The 14,577-nt window shown below is 56.7% G+C and carries 22 protein-coding genes and 2 tRNA genes; 14 read left to right on the top strand and 10 right to left on the bottom strand.

Going from position 1 to position 14,577, the window contains the following annotated elements; genetic code table 11:
- Positions 1–13: 13 nt before the first annotated feature.
- Genes BKP64_RS10780 through BKP64_RS10740 form a run of 9 tightly spaced genes read left to right on the top strand, consistent with a single transcriptional unit; the run spans position 14 to position 3,534 of the window.
- Positions 14–202 (top strand): hypothetical protein, encoded by a 189-nt coding sequence (locus BKP64_RS10780; RefSeq protein ID WP_070969657.1) that lies wholly within the window; start codon positions 14–16, stop codon positions 200–202.
- The gene (locus tag BKP64_RS10775; protein WP_070969655.1) at positions 199–459 is read left to right on the top strand and encodes a hypothetical protein; all 261 of its coding nucleotides are present in this window, start codon (positions 199–201) and stop codon (positions 457–459) included. The genes BKP64_RS10780 and BKP64_RS10775 overlap by 4 nt, the downstream gene beginning before the upstream one ends.
- Positions 440–631, top strand: coding sequence for a hypothetical protein (locus BKP64_RS10770; protein ID WP_070969652.1), 192 nt, complete (start codon positions 440–442; stop codon positions 629–631). Before BKP64_RS10775 ends, BKP64_RS10770 begins: the two co-directional genes overlap by 20 nt.
- Positions 625–852 (top strand): hypothetical protein, encoded by a 228-nt coding sequence (locus tag BKP64_RS10765; protein ID WP_070969649.1) that lies wholly within the window; start codon positions 625–627, stop codon positions 850–852. The genes BKP64_RS10770 and BKP64_RS10765 overlap by 7 nt, the downstream gene beginning before the upstream one ends.
- Entirely contained in the window at positions 852–1,499 is a 648-nt protein-coding gene (locus tag BKP64_RS10760) for an ASCH domain-containing protein (RefSeq protein WP_227515371.1), read from the top strand. Before BKP64_RS10765 ends, BKP64_RS10760 begins: the two co-directional genes overlap by 1 nt.
- Positions 1,499–1,798: a hypothetical protein gene (locus BKP64_RS10755; protein ID WP_070969644.1), complete on the top strand. Its 300-nt coding sequence runs from the start codon at positions 1,499–1,501 to the stop codon at positions 1,796–1,798. Before BKP64_RS10760 ends, BKP64_RS10755 begins: the two co-directional genes overlap by 1 nt.
- Positions 1,791–2,072 carry a hypothetical protein gene (locus BKP64_RS10750; protein WP_227515370.1) on the top strand — a complete coding sequence of 94 codons (282 nt, stop codon included), beginning with the start codon at positions 1,791–1,793 and terminating at the stop codon, positions 2,070–2,072. The genes BKP64_RS10755 and BKP64_RS10750 overlap by 8 nt, the downstream gene beginning before the upstream one ends.
- A complete protein-coding gene (locus tag BKP64_RS10745) occupies positions 2,069–3,157 on the top strand; it encodes a hypothetical protein (RefSeq protein ID WP_070969641.1) in 1,089 nt (362 codons plus the stop codon). The genes BKP64_RS10750 and BKP64_RS10745 overlap by 4 nt, the downstream gene beginning before the upstream one ends.
- The gene (locus BKP64_RS10740; protein WP_070969638.1) at positions 3,154–3,534 is read left to right on the top strand and encodes an ATP synthase subunit B family protein; all 381 of its coding nucleotides are present in this window, start codon (positions 3,154–3,156) and stop codon (positions 3,532–3,534) included. The genes BKP64_RS10745 and BKP64_RS10740 overlap by 4 nt, the downstream gene beginning before the upstream one ends.
- Before the next feature lie 2 nt (positions 3,535–3,536).
- Here the strand turns inward: BKP64_RS10740 and BKP64_RS10735 are convergent, their stop codons facing one another.
- Positions 3,537–4,199, bottom strand: coding sequence for an SOS response-associated peptidase (locus BKP64_RS10735; RefSeq protein WP_070969635.1), 663 nt, complete (start codon positions 4,197–4,199; stop codon positions 3,537–3,539).
- A gap of 51 nt (positions 4,200–4,250) precedes the next feature.
- On the opposite strand from BKP64_RS10735, the gene BKP64_RS10730 reads away from it, so the two are divergent.
- The 5 genes from BKP64_RS10730 to BKP64_RS10710 all read left to right on the top strand — a co-directional run bounded on the left by BKP64_RS10730 (position 4,251) and on the right by BKP64_RS10710 (position 7,215).
- The gene (locus BKP64_RS10730; RefSeq protein ID WP_070969632.1) at positions 4,251–4,700 is read left to right on the top strand and encodes a hypothetical protein; all 450 of its coding nucleotides are present in this window, start codon (positions 4,251–4,253) and stop codon (positions 4,698–4,700) included.
- A 1-nt stretch (position 4,701) separates the two neighbouring features.
- The gene (locus BKP64_RS10725) at positions 4,702–5,064 is read left to right on the top strand and encodes a nucleoside triphosphate pyrophosphohydrolase family protein (protein WP_070969629.1); all 363 of its coding nucleotides are present in this window, start codon (positions 4,702–4,704) and stop codon (positions 5,062–5,064) included.
- Between the two features lie 12 nt (positions 5,065–5,076).
- Positions 5,077–5,481, top strand: coding sequence for a hypothetical protein (locus tag BKP64_RS10720; protein WP_070969626.1), 405 nt, complete (start codon positions 5,077–5,079; stop codon positions 5,479–5,481).
- 2 nt (positions 5,482–5,483) lie between these two features.
- A complete protein-coding gene (locus BKP64_RS10715) occupies positions 5,484–5,879 on the top strand; it encodes a hypothetical protein (RefSeq protein WP_070969623.1) in 396 nt (131 codons plus the stop codon).
- A 220-nt stretch (positions 5,880–6,099) separates the two neighbouring features.
- Positions 6,100–7,215, top strand: a complete 1,116-nt coding sequence (locus tag BKP64_RS10710; protein WP_070969621.1) for a tyrosine-type recombinase/integrase — start codon at positions 6,100–6,102, stop codon at positions 7,213–7,215.
- Between the two features lie 21 nt (positions 7,216–7,236).
- On the opposite strand, the gene BKP64_RS10705 is transcribed toward BKP64_RS10710, so the two are convergent.
- The 9 genes from BKP64_RS10705 to BKP64_RS10665 all read right to left on the bottom strand — a co-directional run bounded on the left by BKP64_RS10705 (position 7,237) and on the right by BKP64_RS10665 (position 14,343).
- Positions 7,237–7,313 (bottom strand) — tRNA-Met (locus BKP64_RS10705).
- 91 nt (positions 7,314–7,404) lie between these two features.
- On the bottom strand, positions 7,405–8,496 hold the full coding sequence (gene ychF / locus BKP64_RS10700; protein WP_070969618.1) for a redox-regulated ATPase YchF: 1,092 nt from the start codon (positions 8,494–8,496) through the stop codon (positions 7,405–7,407).
- 81 nt (positions 8,497–8,577) lie between these two features.
- Positions 8,578–9,168, bottom strand: a complete 591-nt coding sequence (gene pth / locus BKP64_RS10695) for an aminoacyl-tRNA hydrolase (protein ID WP_070969615.1) — start codon at positions 9,166–9,168, stop codon at positions 8,578–8,580.
- Between the two features lie 21 nt (positions 9,169–9,189).
- A complete protein-coding gene (locus BKP64_RS10690) occupies positions 9,190–9,834 on the bottom strand; it encodes a 50S ribosomal protein L25/general stress protein Ctc (RefSeq protein WP_070969611.1) in 645 nt (214 codons plus the stop codon).
- 165 nt (positions 9,835–9,999) lie between these two features.
- A complete protein-coding gene (locus BKP64_RS10685; RefSeq protein WP_070969608.1) occupies positions 10,000–10,950 on the bottom strand; it encodes a ribose-phosphate pyrophosphokinase in 951 nt (316 codons plus the stop codon).
- A gap of 52 nt (positions 10,951–11,002) precedes the next feature.
- A tRNA-Gln gene (locus BKP64_RS10680) sits at positions 11,003–11,077 on the bottom strand.
- A 19-nt stretch (positions 11,078–11,096) separates the two neighbouring features.
- A complete protein-coding gene (gene ispE, locus BKP64_RS10675) occupies positions 11,097–11,984 on the bottom strand; it encodes a 4-(cytidine 5'-diphospho)-2-C-methyl-D-erythritol kinase (RefSeq protein WP_198402608.1) in 888 nt (295 codons plus the stop codon).
- Complete coding sequence (lolB, locus tag BKP64_RS10670) at positions 11,957–12,598, bottom strand: lipoprotein insertase outer membrane protein LolB (protein WP_070969602.1); 642 nt, start codon at positions 12,596–12,598, stop codon at positions 11,957–11,959. The genes ispE and lolB overlap by 28 nt, the downstream gene beginning before the upstream one ends.
- Positions 12,598–14,343 carry a tetratricopeptide repeat protein gene (locus BKP64_RS10665; protein WP_070969599.1) on the bottom strand — a complete coding sequence of 582 codons (1,746 nt, stop codon included), beginning with the start codon at positions 14,341–14,343 and terminating at the stop codon, positions 12,598–12,600. The genes lolB and BKP64_RS10665 overlap by 1 nt, the downstream gene beginning before the upstream one ends.
- Positions 14,344–14,577 lie beyond the last annotated feature (234 nt).

The following is a 14,577-nucleotide window of genomic DNA, read 5'->3' as shown; positions in this document are numbered from 1 at the left end:
GGTGTTGCAACACATGCGTGACACCAGGCAGAGCATCAACGTGGATGCCTCCGGACAGGCTTTCATGGTTGACGGTACGAAAGTAAATCAGCTGACACTTAGGGCGCTGGTAAAGAAGCAGGCGCTGGTCCCGTGCGGAACTGATCTGTTCGGGGAAGGGGTGACGGCTTACAGGATTTCGGAAGAGGCGAAGGCAGCATGAACGGAATAGATGCGAGGACCATCCTCAGCCTTAACGATCAGCGGGACAAGGCTGAAGCGAGTAAGCGCGAAGCTCTCCTGGAACTGGCCGAGATGAAGCATGAGCTGCAGATGCTCAGGCACATGAAGCGGGAAATTCTGGTCTGTCTGCTCGATCGGCGGTTGCCGATGCACAAGCGGCACGGCTCATCCGCCAGCTGTCAGCACACCGTGAGCCGGATAGCGAGGATTGTACGCAGTGCACACGCAGGTAACTGACCTAAGCCACGAGGATCGCGCTGAGGCGATTGTCGAGCTCATCGAGAGCACCGGCCTGGCCTATATCCATTCAAGCGGCTGCGCGGTGCTGAAAGACGGAACATGGCTTCAACCTGAGCAGTGGGATATGTGGTTGAAGCACCTGGAAGAAGGGGAGTGCGAAGCATGCTGACACAAGAGCAACGAGATGAGGCAAAGCGGGTAATTGGTACGTCCGCCAGCGATTGCGAAACCGGAATGATCCTGAGCGCCACAACCAGCCCGGTCAGCACACTAGCAACGGTTGCCGAGACGCTTCACTACATGAACGCCAACGGCATAGAGAAAATCAGTCACCGCAAGGCGCTGATGAAGGCCGGGCGCAAGGCGCTGAACGTGCTGGGAGTCCTTTGATGGATAGGCCAATTCTTTTCAAAGACGAAATGGTCCGGGCCATTCTGGAGGGCCGGAAGACGCAGACGCGGCGGGTGGTGAAAGGTATTGATCACGACCTGCTGGACATGATGAGCGAGGACTTGGAAACCGAGGCGCCGAATAGCGAGTTGCTCGAGCTCATTTATGGCCCCTCGACCGACGATGACGGCAAACGTGTGGCTGATCAATGGCTCGTGCGATGCACAGACTGCCCGGAGGAAGGAGTTTTAACCATTGGGCAAGGTCATGGAAAGCCCGGTGACCACCTTTGGGTGCGGGAGACATTCGGTTATCGAGACGACGGACGACTCTATTTTCAAGCCGACCAGACTCTCGGGCAACTCAATGTGGATCGTTGGAAGCCGTCGATACACATGCCCAGGAGTCTCAGCCGGATAACGCTGGAGATCACCGATGTTCGGGTGGAGCGGTTGCAGGACATCAGCGAGGAAGACGCCTGGAACGAAGGTGTTCAGGACTGGATGGGGAAAGAAACACCGTGGAAAGGCGAGCTTGCTCCTGTATCCGTCCACGCTTTCGCGGCGCTATGGGAATCTATCAACGGCAGTGACTCCTGGGACGCCAACCCCTGGGTATGGGTAATCGAGTTCCGGAGGGTTGATTGATGGCCATGACACCAACTGAGCGCAAGCGCCGCCAGCGCGAGCGCAACAAGTTCCTGGACATGAAGAACTTCACGATGGAGCTAGCTGCCAACGAACGGGAAGCGATCGAGGAGGCCGCCAACCTCCGGGAGTTCGATGACCAAACCGAGTACATCCTAGCGCTGGTTTACAAAGATCGTGACATGTCACGAAAAGAAAACGTGTGCAGCTATCCAAACTGCCAGTGCCCGTTTGATATGGGGCCGGATGGCAAATGCCTGGTTGGGAAGCCTCGGGAGCAGGAGGTGGAAAGTGACTGAATTAGAGCCACAGGTACAGATGCCCCGGGCCTGTGATAGCTGCGAACACTATAAGCCGGTCGGGTGGGACGAGGACAAACACTGCCCCTTCAAGGCTCGCTACGCCAGCTCACCAACGCCAACACGCACACCATACGGTCGGTGCGATCTGCACGGCGCAGAGGTATTCGCCACCGAAATTTGCAACAGCCACGAGCCGGAGCCGTTCGTTCACCTAGTGGACGTGACCAACCGGCCGGAGCCGAGAACTGCGATACAGGAGATACTGCTGTGAGCCAGATTCAGAGAGAAGGTGAAGTGCGTTTTGGTGATGCCAGTTTGAGCGTCTGGGAGAATCCGGAGCGCCGGGGCTGGGACCAGTGGCAGGAGTATGAACGAGACTTCAAGCGCCAGGTGTTTAAGAGGATCGTCCAGCAGCTGAACCGCCTAGGGTGGAGCGTTCAGGTGCCATCGGAAATGATCGAGCAGTATGGCCGGAGCTTTGCTGAAGGCCACCGCTACTGCCGGAAGGGCGACCTTCAGGGCTATCTAGATCTGAGCGGCCGTTGCATCAAGTTCGAAATGTGGCAAGACGTGGCTAATGGCGACAATCCCAATGGCGGCCGCTATGACTTCGACAAAGAAAAGCGTATGCCGTACCTCCTCTGGCTGGAAACGGAGCGCACTCGGCTCCGGGTCCGTGACTACCTGTGCAATGTTTTCTCGGGCTATGGGTTCTGCGACCGCAAGGGTGAAGGGCGACATGCAAAGCGTGGCCCCGGTGGCCTTACTGCAGTGGAATGGGTAGAGCAGTCCAATCGCTCGGGCGGCCATTACGACTCTGCACTGGGGCGTGCTCGCATCAACATGGCAAGCAACGCTCGGTCTGCTGACGGCGAGACAATCAATCATGGCGCACAAGTTTTTGCGATCGGGTATGACGACCGCGTTGTTGTCGGCACCGCTTACTACAACCTGAACAATATGTGGTGGGTGGTCACCGGCAAGTACGGCTTGCTCAATGTTCACAGCGGCGCCATCTATCTCACGAACCCGGGCGACCTCCGCCGTAAGCGTAACGATGGTAAGCGCCGTAGCCGTCTTGAAAGGGAACTGTCCAGGGCTGTGAAAGCAATGGACTTCCAGCGCGCTCAAGTCATCAAGGACATTCTTTTTCCGACCAACGAACCGTTGTTCATGGTTTACCACAAAGAGCATGGCTGCTATCACCGCTCGAATTTCTGCGGCTATGCGAGGGATTTAGTAGATGCAGGGCGATTTACCTGGGAAGAACTGGGGAGATTCCGGCCTAGAAACGGTGGCATGGAGGACGATCTAAGCCGAATTGTCCCGGTTGATCAGGAGGTAAAGGCGGCATGAGTGAGCACACTAGGATCTATCTGCAACCAGAATGCTGCGCCGGAGAGGAGGGGCGACTGTGGTGCCAGGACGATGAGCCGCAGTCCTGCCCGGATGGTGAGAAGTGGACGCCATACATACTGGTGAGTGAGTTCGACAAGGTTAAAGATCGGCTTGAAAAGGCGAACACCAGAATCGAGGAGCTGGAAAACGGTGAAGAGGTCGCTGCCCGGGAGCTTCTATTCTGGTGGGCGGAACGGTTGAGCAACGCACCAAACGAGAACCTCCGGCAGGTTATCAAAGAGGGTTACCAGCGAATAATCAACCTGGCGAACGTACTCGAGGATACATCTGTCCGAGTCCGATCGTACGCAGGCGGCTCGGGAGCCGCTCGATGATGTCAATCAGCTTCCAAAACTTCCGCATCACCCACGGGATCCAGATAGTTGGCGCTCCGAACGGGCTGGCAAATCAGCGGGGCCGCGATGTGGCTCTTCATCATTCCCTGGAATGCATCGGTCTGGTTGAAGTTCGGATCCAGCCACATGTCAAAATCATCCGGCCTGAGCATCAGCGGAATGCTCTTTGGGTGGATGTGACTGAATCGCGGGTGCGGCGGGAGCGTTATCACAGTGAAGGAGTTAACCAGGTCACCTCCAAACCGCCAGCTCTGCCACAGTCCGGCGAGCGCCGTGGCTTCACCTTTGGGGTGAATGTTGTACACCTGCTTTCCGCGCCATTCGTGGAAGGCGCTGACAGGGACGATGCAACGCCGGCTCGGGTATGCCTTGTTCCAGAGCGGGCTGGAAGTGAGTCGATCGGATCGGGCATTGAAGGTGTGGAACTTCGGGTTCGGTCTGTACCCGCTCCCGTCAGGTTTCTGCTCAATGAGCAAGGACCAGATGCCGTCGACCAGCTGGCGGCCGGCGCCGCCCTCAATGACAAATTCCGCATTGCCACCAGGTGGGACGTTGAGTTGAGGTCGCGGCCGCAACGGCATACCAAGCTTGTCCATCAGGTCTCCGACTACAGGGCTGTCAGTTACATTGAATCTGCCACACATTGCGGATCTCCAGTCATTCGCTGCCAGAGTATAGCCAAGGAGCTGCACTAAATGAGCCTGCCATACGAAAAAGCCACCAGCGGTGACAAAGCCCTGGGCGAAATCCAGAAGATCCTGCGCGGGTTCGGCTGCCAGAAGTTCGGAAGCATGGTCGACGACGAAGAACAGAGCCTTACGGTTCAGTTCCAGTATCGAGGAAAGATGGTAAGCGTGAAGGCCAGCTTTTCCGGATACGCCGCGGCCTGGCTACGTGAGCATCCCCACACCAGTCGGATGCACAAAACCAAAGCGGAGCACGAACGCCAGGCATACGACAAGGCCAGCGTTGCCGTGTACTCAATTCTCCGGGACTGGATCAAAGGGCAGGTGACAGCTATCGAAACCGGGATCCTTTCGTTCGAGGGCGCGTTCCTTGGGCAGATGATGCTCGAGCACGGCGAGACTGTTCTGGATTATGCGCAGAGGCAGAAGCTTTTGCCTGTGCCTGAAGGAGGTGAGTGATATGAAAAATCCAAGAAACATTGGCGGTGTGGCCATCGAGTACAGCGGCTCCCACCCTCGGGGGAAGTTCCTATTTGATGTCGCAATGGAAAATCAAAGGGCCAGAGAAAAATTTCCGCGCGGCGCCAATCTCGACACAGCCCTGATGGAAGAAGTCGGGGAGCTGGCCCAGGCTCTTCTGAAGATAAAGGAGTCTGGCTGGTCACCTGAACAAGTCTACAAAGAGGCTGTTCAGGTCGCATCCACCGCCATGCGAGTCGCAGTAGAGGGCTGTCCTGAGCACGACTATAGGGGCATGAAGTGTGGATTTGGCGGCTGCAAACAACCGGCCACCGGCGGGCCCTGTGCGCTCTGCTATGAGTAAGGGAGGTGGAAAGTGACCATTCAGCCTGATCTTTTCGAGGAGCAGTTGCCGCCAGCACGGGAAAGCAATCTCAATGAACACGGGATTCTTGAGGCGCTGGAGGTTTTGCGTATGCCGAAAGCCGGAAGTCGACCGGAGGCGCATGCAGAGATAAGACTGGCCTTCTGGAAAGGTCAGTTTTTCTGGTCGACAGATGTGAACCTGGTAACCGAAGGCAGCAGCTTCGCTCCTGGTGTGAAGTGGAAGGGTACATCAGCACCGGATCGCTTCAACGCGATCGCGGCCGCAGTGGAAAGTATCCGAAGAGATCTTGCTCGGCGTAACAGGCCTCGAGATACAAAGAAGATATTGGGGTGGCTGGAAAAAGTGTTCGGTCAACAGCCCGAAATTATACCACCTGAGAATTGGAGCCACTGATCATGAGCCAGGCAGAACTATTCCCAGTAGATCCGCCAGCACCCGCCTTTGAACATGGCGGTTACATGCCGCCAGCAACTCGGACCTTTCGAAAAGAGGAATTTCCGGCCAGATACAAAGATCTGCATGGCCTTATCACTGTGGAGGTGCCAACTCTGTTCTGGCTGATGGATCGGGTGATTGAGGTACTACGAGGTGGGCCTGTTCATTGGTATGGCATGGACAAGGCGATCGGTTTGCCAGTTTATACGACCACCTTGTCGCGGCACCTGGATCTGATGGCAAGTCGGGGCCTGATTCATGCGGAGCCGGTCTACTTCGGTAGTTCATCCCCGCACCTGGGGAATTACCGGGGCTTTCAGTATCGCTATTCACTGCCACAGAGGGTGCCTTCATGACGGAAGTAATGATTCAGCCGCGGATCATTCGGGCAGGCCAGGCCCCGGACTATTGCGGCATGGGTCGGGAAGTCTTTAACAAAGAAATCCGGCCGTATCTCACTGAAATTCCAATAGGCGAGATCGGAAAGGGATTTGACCGCCTTGATTTGGACAGTGCCCTGGACGAGTATATTTCTCGGCGAGGGCGTGCTCCGGCCCAAAAATGGAGTGAAGTAACATGTCGAAAAGTGGGAACGGTCTCCGCCTCCGTGGTGGGATCTGGCACATCGAGAAGCGAATTAACGGACGGAGGATTCGCGAAAGCACTGGAACGAGCGATCGGGTAGAGGCTGAGCAATACCTTGTCCGAAGGCTTGAGGAAATCCGCCAGGCTTCGGTCTACGGTGTTCGGCCAAGCCGAATCTGGCGAGAGGCAGCTCTCAGGTATGCCCGGGAGTTTGCTCACAAGAAGAGTATAAAGCGTGACGTGCAGGACCTGAAGTCGCTGGATCCGCACATCGGGAAGCTACCCCTGAACCAGGTGCACTCCGGAACGCTACAGCGGTTCATTGATGCGCGTCGTAAAGAGGGCATGAAGGCTGGCACCGTTAACCGATCACTGGCCGTAGCCCGGAGAATTCTCCGGCTGTGTGCCGAGCTGTGGCGGGACGAATTCGGGATGACCTGGCTGGAAACCGCCCCGATGATTCCGGATGTTGACTGGAAGGATAAGCGGGATCCGGCACCGGTAACCTGGGCAGAGCAGGGAAGGTTGTTCCAGGAGATGCCGGAGCACCTGAAGGAGATGGCCGAGTTCGCGGTCCATACCGGGTGCCGGGAAAGCGAGATCTGCGCTCTTAAGTGGGAGTGGGAGGTGTCGTTACCCGACAAGGGATTCGGGTTTATCTTGCCCGCCAGCGCCACGAAGAACGGATGTGATCGTCTGGTGGTGCTAAACGCAACGGCGAGAGCCGTGGTAAACCGCCAGCGAGGGAAACACGAGCACCAGGTGTTTACCTTCAGCAGTCGACCTGTGGCCTCAATCTTCAACAACGCCTGGAGGAAAGGGCGGAAGAAGGCAGGGCTAACTCACGTCCGCGGTCACGATCTCAGGCACACTTTCGGAAGGAGGCTGAGGGCGGCAGGGGTATCAGAAGAAACCAGGGCAGAGCTCCTGGGGCACAAACGCGGATCGGTCACCACACATTACTCGTCGGCGGAGGTTGCTGAACTGGTGAAAGCGGTGGAGCTGATCGCGGAGAAGAGAGGGCCGGATTCCGATGGCGTGGCCGTGGTGAAATTCCGGTTTGGGCACAAAATGCCCACAGTCGAAAAAAAAAGGGTCACGACGTGAGTCGCAACCCTTTATAAAACTTGGTAGCAAGGGGCGGAGTCGAACCGCCGACCCCAGCATTATGAGTGCTGTGCTCTAACCAACTGAGCTACCTTGCCATTTCGCTCTGGGCAACGCCCTAAACGAGGCGCGTATTTTCAGTATTTGGGTCCTTGCTGTCAAGGCTTGACCCCGTTTTTCCTGAAAAAATTACACGTTAAAGCGGAAGTGGATGACATCACCGTCCTGAACGATGTACTCCTTGCCTTCCAGGCGCCATTTGCCGGCATCTTTGGCACCTGCTTCGCCGTTGTACCGGACAAAGTCGTCATAGCCCACCACTTCGGCACGGATAAACCCGCGCTCGAAATCGGTGTGAATCACAGCGGCCGCCTGAGGGGCCGTGGCGCCAATTTTGACAGTCCAGGCGCGCACTTCCTTCACGCCGGCCGTAAAGTAGGTCTGAAGGCCCAAGAGCTCGTATCCGGCGCGAATCACACGGTCCAGACCGGGCTCTTCCATGCCCATTTCGTCCAGGAACATGGCCTTTTCGTCGTCTTCCAGCTCGGAAATCTCGGCTTCCAGCTTGTTGCAGATTGGCACCACCACGGCGTTTTCGGACTCGGCGATTTTTCGCACGGTGTCCAGGTGCGGGTTATTCTCGAAGCCGTCTTCATTTACGTTGGCGATGTACATGGTGGGTTTGACGGTGAGCAGGCAAAGCTCACGCACCAACCCCATCTGGTCTTTGTCCAGGTTCATGCTGCGAACCGGCTTGCCTTCGTTGAGAACCGGGAGCAGTTTCTCAAACATTTCCAGTTGGGCCTTGGCCTCTTTGTCACCGCTCTTGGCGACGCGCTGAACCCGTTTGATCGCTTTTTCCACGGTGTCGAGATCGGCCAGCGCCAGTTCGGTGTTAATGACCTCAATATCGGAGGCAGGATCTACCTTGTTGGCCACGTGAATAACGTTACCGTCTTCAAAGCAGCGGACCACGTGTGCAATGGCGTCGGTCTGGCGGATGTTGGCGAGGAACTGGTTGCCCAGGCCTTCGCCCTTGGAGGCGCCGGCGACCAAGCCGGCGATGTCCACGAATTCCATGGTGGTGGGCACCACGCGCTCCGGTTTTACAATTTCGGCCAGCTTGGTCAGGCGGGGGTCGGGCATGGCCACTACACCGGCGTTCGGCTCAATGGTGCAGAACGGGAAGTTTTCCGCGCCAATGCCAGATTTGGTCAGTGCGTTGAACAGGGTGGATTTGCCGACGTTGGGAAGGCCGACGATGCCGCAGTTAAATCCCATGGAATGCCTCTGCTGGTACTGAAAAATGTGGGCGGATTATACCGGTGTCTGCCGGATGGTGCGAGTAGGGGTAAGTGCGCCTCAGGGCGCTGGTTTGAAACTGTGCAGGCGGTTCATGGCTGCAGCCAGTTTGCCATTGGCGGCGTCTGGCAGCACCCGAATTACCTCGTCGAACACCAGGTTGAGTTCTTCGGTTTCCTTTTTACCGAGCCGGCCCAGGACAAAACCGGTGACTTTACGACTGTCTCCGGGGTGGCCGATGCCAAGGCGCAAACGCTGGAACTCTTTGGTGCCGAGATGAGCAATGGTATCCCGCAGACCGTTGTGGCCACCGTGGCCACCGCCTTTCTTCAGCTTGGCGGTGCCGGGAGGCAGGTCGAGCTCATCGTGAGCAACCAGGATCTGTTCGGGAGCAATCTTGAAGAAGTCCGCCAGTGCCTTAATGGACAGGCCGCTGCGGTTCATGAATGTGGAAGGGTTGAGCAAGTGCAGGTCAAGACCCTGCCACTGAATGCGGGCGTAAAGCCCGTGGTATTTTTTCTCGGGACGGAGCGTCTGGCCCGCATGGCGGGCCAGCGCTTCGACGAACAGGGCGCCGGCGTTGTGGCGGGTATTCTCGTAGTCAGGACCGGGATTCCCCAGGCCAACCACCATGACAATATCCTGTGCCATTCGCCGTTGCCCCCGGAGTACTTACTCCTTCTCTTCGCCTTCTTCGCCTTCTTCGCCTTCTTCACCCTCGTCGACTTTCGCGCCGCGAGGCTTGTGAATAGCGACAACCGGCAGGTCGTGATCTTCACCCTGAAGCAGTGCGGCGATCTTGACGCCTTCCGGCAGTTTCAGGTCACTCAGATGCACTACCTGGTCCATGTCTACGGTAGACATGTCAACTTCGATGAACTCCGGCAGGTTCTGCGGCAGACAGATGACTTCCACTTCGTTGATCTGGTGGTTTGCAACGCCGCCTTGCAGCTTGATCGCCGGTGCAGATTCTTCGTTGATGAAGTGCAGCGGTACGTTAACGTGGATCTCGTGATCCTTGTCGACGCGCAGGAAGTCAGCGTGGGTCAGCAGCGGCTTGTACGGATGACGCTGAAGATCTTTCAGGATCACGCTCTCTTTCTTGCCGTTCAGCTCTACGGTCAGAACGTGGGAAAAGAAGGCTTCGTTTTCGAGCGCTTTCTTCAACTCGTTGTGCCAGATGGCGATCGCAGTTGCTTCTTTGTTGCCACCGTAAATGATGGCCGGGATTTTCCGTTCCTCACGACGCAGGCGGCGGCTCGCACCTCTCCCCTGATCGTCGCGAGGAAATGCTTCGATAACAAATTCCTGAGACATGGTAGTAACCTCAATCGTCACCCGAACTGCCCGCGACCAGGCGTTGGATCAGGTGATGTTTCTGAAAAGCCGGGTTTTCCGACTGACTAAAAGAGTCGGGAGCCTTATAAGGCTCCCGACCCGGTAACTGCTCATTTTGCCTGACAATTAAAGCGTTAAATTCGCTCAGGCATTCTCGAACATGGCGCTGATGGACTCTTCATTACTGACTCGGCGAATGGACTCCGCCATCAGTCCGGCCATTCCGAGGACGCGGATTCTATCACAATTCTTCGCTTTGTCACTCACCGGAATGGTGTCGCAGACAACCAGTTCATCCAGCTGGGAAGCGTTTATGTTGTCAATTGCGGGGCCAGATAAAACCGGGTGCGTAATATAAGCGACAACGCGGGCAGCGCCGTGCTCTTTAAGCGCGTTTGCGGCTTTGCACAGAGTGCCGGCGGTATCGATTATGTCATCCACAAGAATGCAGGTCTTGTCCCGGACATCACCGATGATGTGCATGACCTGGGAAACATTGGCCTTCGGGCGACGCTTGTCGATGATGGCCAGGTCGGCATCGTCCAGTTTCTTGGCAACGGCGCGGGCCCGGACAACACCGCCAACGTCAGGAGAAACCACGACGAAGTTCTCAAAGCGCTGCTTTTCGATGTCTTCGAGCATGACCGGGGTGGCGTAGATGTTGTCCACCGGGATATCGAAGAAGCCCTGAATCTGATCGGCGTGCAGGTCAACGGTAAGGACCCGGTCGACACCGATGCTGGAGATCATGTCAGCTACCACCTTGGCGCTGATAGCAACCCGGGTAGAACGAACCCGGCGATCCTGACGCGCGTAACCATAATAGGGGATAACCGCGGTAACACGTGTTGCGGACGCACGGCGAAGCGCATCGGCCATCACGATCAGTTCCATCAGGTTATCATTGGTGGGGTAGCAGGTCGGCTGGATGATGAACACATCATGGCCGCGAACATTCTCATTGATTTCGACGGTTGTTTCACCGTCGCTAAACCGGCCTACAGTGGCCTGACCCATGGGAATGTGGAGTTTCTGGGCGATGGCTTTGGCAAGCTCTGGATTGGCGTTGCCAGTAAAAATCATCAGTTTGGACACGACGGCATCCTTCTCGGTATCGGCGGTTGATTCAGAAGAAGCGGGAGAAAGGTGGCTGGGGTGGCAGGATTCGAACCTGCGCATGACGGGATCAAAACCCGTTGCCTTACCACTTGGCGACACCCCAGTATCGTGCTTTTTTGGCATCATTTTAGCTCTGTCAGCTTTTTGTGTAGCGGTGAAATGTTCACCCCTTTAGCTACGAACCCCGTGATGCCGGAGGGTTTGCTTTCCCAGATAATCCGGGCTGCGGATTCTGTAGGGAAACGTCCAAATATGCAAGCCCCGGTTCCGGTTAATCTTGCAGGTCCGAATTGTGCAAGCCATTCCAGGCTCTGGTTAACCTCAGGATACAGTTTTCGAACTACATCCTCACAGTCGTTTCGGGACCTCGAGGCGTCTCCCTCAAAAGCGGGCGCTATTTTGATTCTAGGGGTGTTCCTTGTCAACCCTTCCTCTGAAAAAATCTTTCCAGTGTTGATGTTACAGTCGGGTTTCAAGACCACAAACCAGTCTTCCGGAGGGTTGGCCGGAGTGAGTTGTTCGCCTATGCCTTCGCCAAAAGCGGCATGGCCGCGCACGAATACCGGCACATCAGCGCCGAGGGCCAGCCCCAGGTGTGCCAGTTCCTCAATGGTCAGATTCAGGTGCCACAGATGATTCAGTGCCAGTAGGGTTGTGGCAGCATTTGAGCTGCCGCCACCGAGGCCGCCTCCCATAGGCAGGCGTTTGGTAAGGCTGATCGTGACGCCGGGGACGGGGCTCGTTGCCCGCGCCTCCAATGCCCTTGCCGCCCGGACGATCAGGTTGTCTTCATCTGCAACACCCTCAATGGATTCTGCCAACCGGATGCCGGGTTGGTCCGGCGTGGTGGTATAGGTGATGTCATCACCGTAATCCAGAAACTGAAACAGGGTTTGCAGTTCATGGTAGCCGTCTGGCCGCCGGCCAACGATGTGAAGAAACAGGTTGAGTTTCGCGGGTGAGGGCAGGGATAGGGTTGTGGTCACCGGGTCGGCTCCAGGTTTCGCCATTCGCTGACGACCAGCCGTACCCTCTTGTCTCCCTTCAGGGCTGTGATTTTTGACGGCAGCGCGGGATGGTCCGGCAGAAACTGCTGCCAGCGATCGTAGCGGATTTCCCAGCCGGCCTGTCGAATCATGGCCAACTGCCGACCTTCATCAAACAGCAGTCTGAAATCGCCTTCGGGGGCTGGCAGGCCGCGGATCCACCATGTCAGGTGGGTCAGGGGCAAATGCCAGCCAGTAGCCGCCTCCACCAGGGCTTCTGGTTCTCCGGAACGGTAGATGTCGCCATTGGGCATGGTCAGCTCAATAAAACCCGGTACACCTTTGAGGGCGGTTCGGCCCATGCCGAGAACGGAGGATGAGAGGGCAAGGTCGTAGGCTTCCCCGTTCTGGATCCAGTGATTGATCAAGGCGGTGCCGCTGTCCGATGGCTGGCGCACGGCCAGCTTCCCCATTAGTTGCCAGTGGTCAAAGCGGCTAAGCTGTGTCGCACGTTCCGTCCAGTCAGCCGGTGGCTGATCTGTCATGCCCTCTGGCAGCGGTTCAAGCTGAATGGTGGTGCAGGCGCCCAGAAGTGAAATAAGCGGCAGCAGAAGCCATGGGCGGAGCCACTCTCCCATTACAGGTCACCGTTGTTGGTCAGCCGCTCAATGGTTTCCCGGAGAATCTCGTGGCTGGCATCCTGTTCCAGCCCTTTTTTCCAGATAATGCGTGCCTGCTCCTCTGCGCCATTCATCCACAGTGCTTCGCCATAGTGGGCGGCTACTTCCGGGTCCGGGTAGGCGGACCAGGCGCGGGACAAATACTGCAGTGCGGCCTGTAGCTGGCCTTCCCTGAAAAGGACCCAGCCCATGCTGTCGAGAATGGCCGGGTTTTCCGGATCAAGGGTCAGGGCCCGTTCAATATAACTGCGTGCTTCTCTTAGCCGGTCGGTACGGGTGGTCAGGATGTAGCCGAGGGCGTTGAGTGCAACGGCGTTATTCGGCTGTTCTGCGATAATCTGTTTCAGATCGTCCTCAGCCGCAGCCGTTTGGTCCAGGGAGTCCAGCAGCATGGCGCGGGCATATCGGATCTGGACGTTTGCCGGGAACTTTTCAAGCGCAGTTGCGGTGGCTTCCAGTGCGGCCTGCGTCTGTTGCTGGTCCAGCAGCAGGTTCACCTGAAGAAGCCAGAAATTCTCGGCCTGCTGAGGATTGGCTCCACGGAGAGTGCGGATGTTTTCAATGGCCTCGTCCAATTTTCCGTCTGAAGCGAGAAGTGCGCTCGCCCGCGCCAGGGCAGGGAAGTAGTAGTTGCCCTGCTCTACGCTTTGGTAAAAGCCGATGGCCTGCTCGGTGTTGCCGGCCTGGTCTTCCAAGCGGCCGAGGTAATAGTTGGCTTCATTAGTGTGGTGGCCTTGTTCTATAAGGCGGGTGAGCTCTTCTTTTGCCAGATCGGTCTGGCCGTTTTCCAGTGCCACCAGTGCGTAGGAGAGGCGAAGTCCGGGGGTGCTGGGGTAACGTTGAACCAGCCTGTTGAACTCGTCCTGGGCGGCCTGCAGTTCGCCTTCGCTGATTAGCATGCGGCCGTAAAGTGTGCCCATCTGCCGGCTCTCGGGGAAGCGGCGGGTATTGGTCATCAGATGGTCCAGCGCCTCTCTCCTGTTACCTGTCTGGTACAAAAGGTCTCCCTTGAGGATTATGGCCGGCTGGAAATTGGGGCTTTCCGCCAGCAAAGGCGTCAGTCGGTCAAGGGCTTCGGCGGGGTTGTCTGTCACCTTCAGAAGCAGTGCAATGCTGTACTCCAGTTCAGGTGTGTCCGGGTGACGGTCGGCCATCTGGGTATATAAAGAGAGCAGTTCCTGCTGCTGGTCTGGACGCAGGTTGCCAGCCATGGCAGCCAGGCTGTCAAAATCGGCATCGCCTCCCTGGTCCATGATCTGTTCCATGTGGTCCAGCGCGGATTCCAGTTCGTCGCGTTTTACAGCCTGAATCGCGGAAACCCGGTGGGCCTGGATGTTTTGCGGATCAACCTCAAGCCAGAGTTCTGCAAGCTGTTTTTGGGCGTTGTCGCCATTGAGGGACTGTGCAATGCGCATCGCTCGCTCAATCACGCCTTCGTCCCGGGATTTCTGTGCGGCTTTCACATAGTTGACGAGGGTGACATCGAAGCGGCCCCGCTGTGCAGCAATTTCAGCCGACAACAAAAGGTACAGAACATCCGGTTCAAAGTTGGCGTATTCGATGTTCTCTTCACTGGTGGTTTTGCCACTGGCCTGCGCGGCATCCTTGATGGGGGGAGTGTCCCCGGGAGCAGTAAGGCTGGCGCAGCCTGATAATGAAAGGCCAATCAGGCAGGTAACCAAAAACAGTGCGGATTTGTGCATGCAACTTCCCGTGATTCTGTCGACAACGCATCGAAATTACCCATAAGTCAGCGCTTTTTTGCGCTGGGTCGGGGCGCGGCCTTGGCCGGTTCCCTATAATGGCATAAGCGTCTGATCTTGCCCAACCTGTCCGCAGTTGCCGAAGCGTCAGAGGTTTTGGGTGGCAGCAGAGGTCGCTGGCCGTTAAAATGGCGGTAATTTAACGTTCGTTGGCATAAGGTTGTTAAACCATAA

Origin of the sequence: Marinobacter salinus, assembly GCF_001854125.1 — a bacterium.
Lineage (GTDB): Bacteria > Pseudomonadota > Gammaproteobacteria > Pseudomonadales > Oleiphilaceae > Marinobacter > Marinobacter salinus.
Note: the sequence above shows the minus strand (reverse complement) of the source record. Positions and strands in the feature narration are given on the sequence as shown.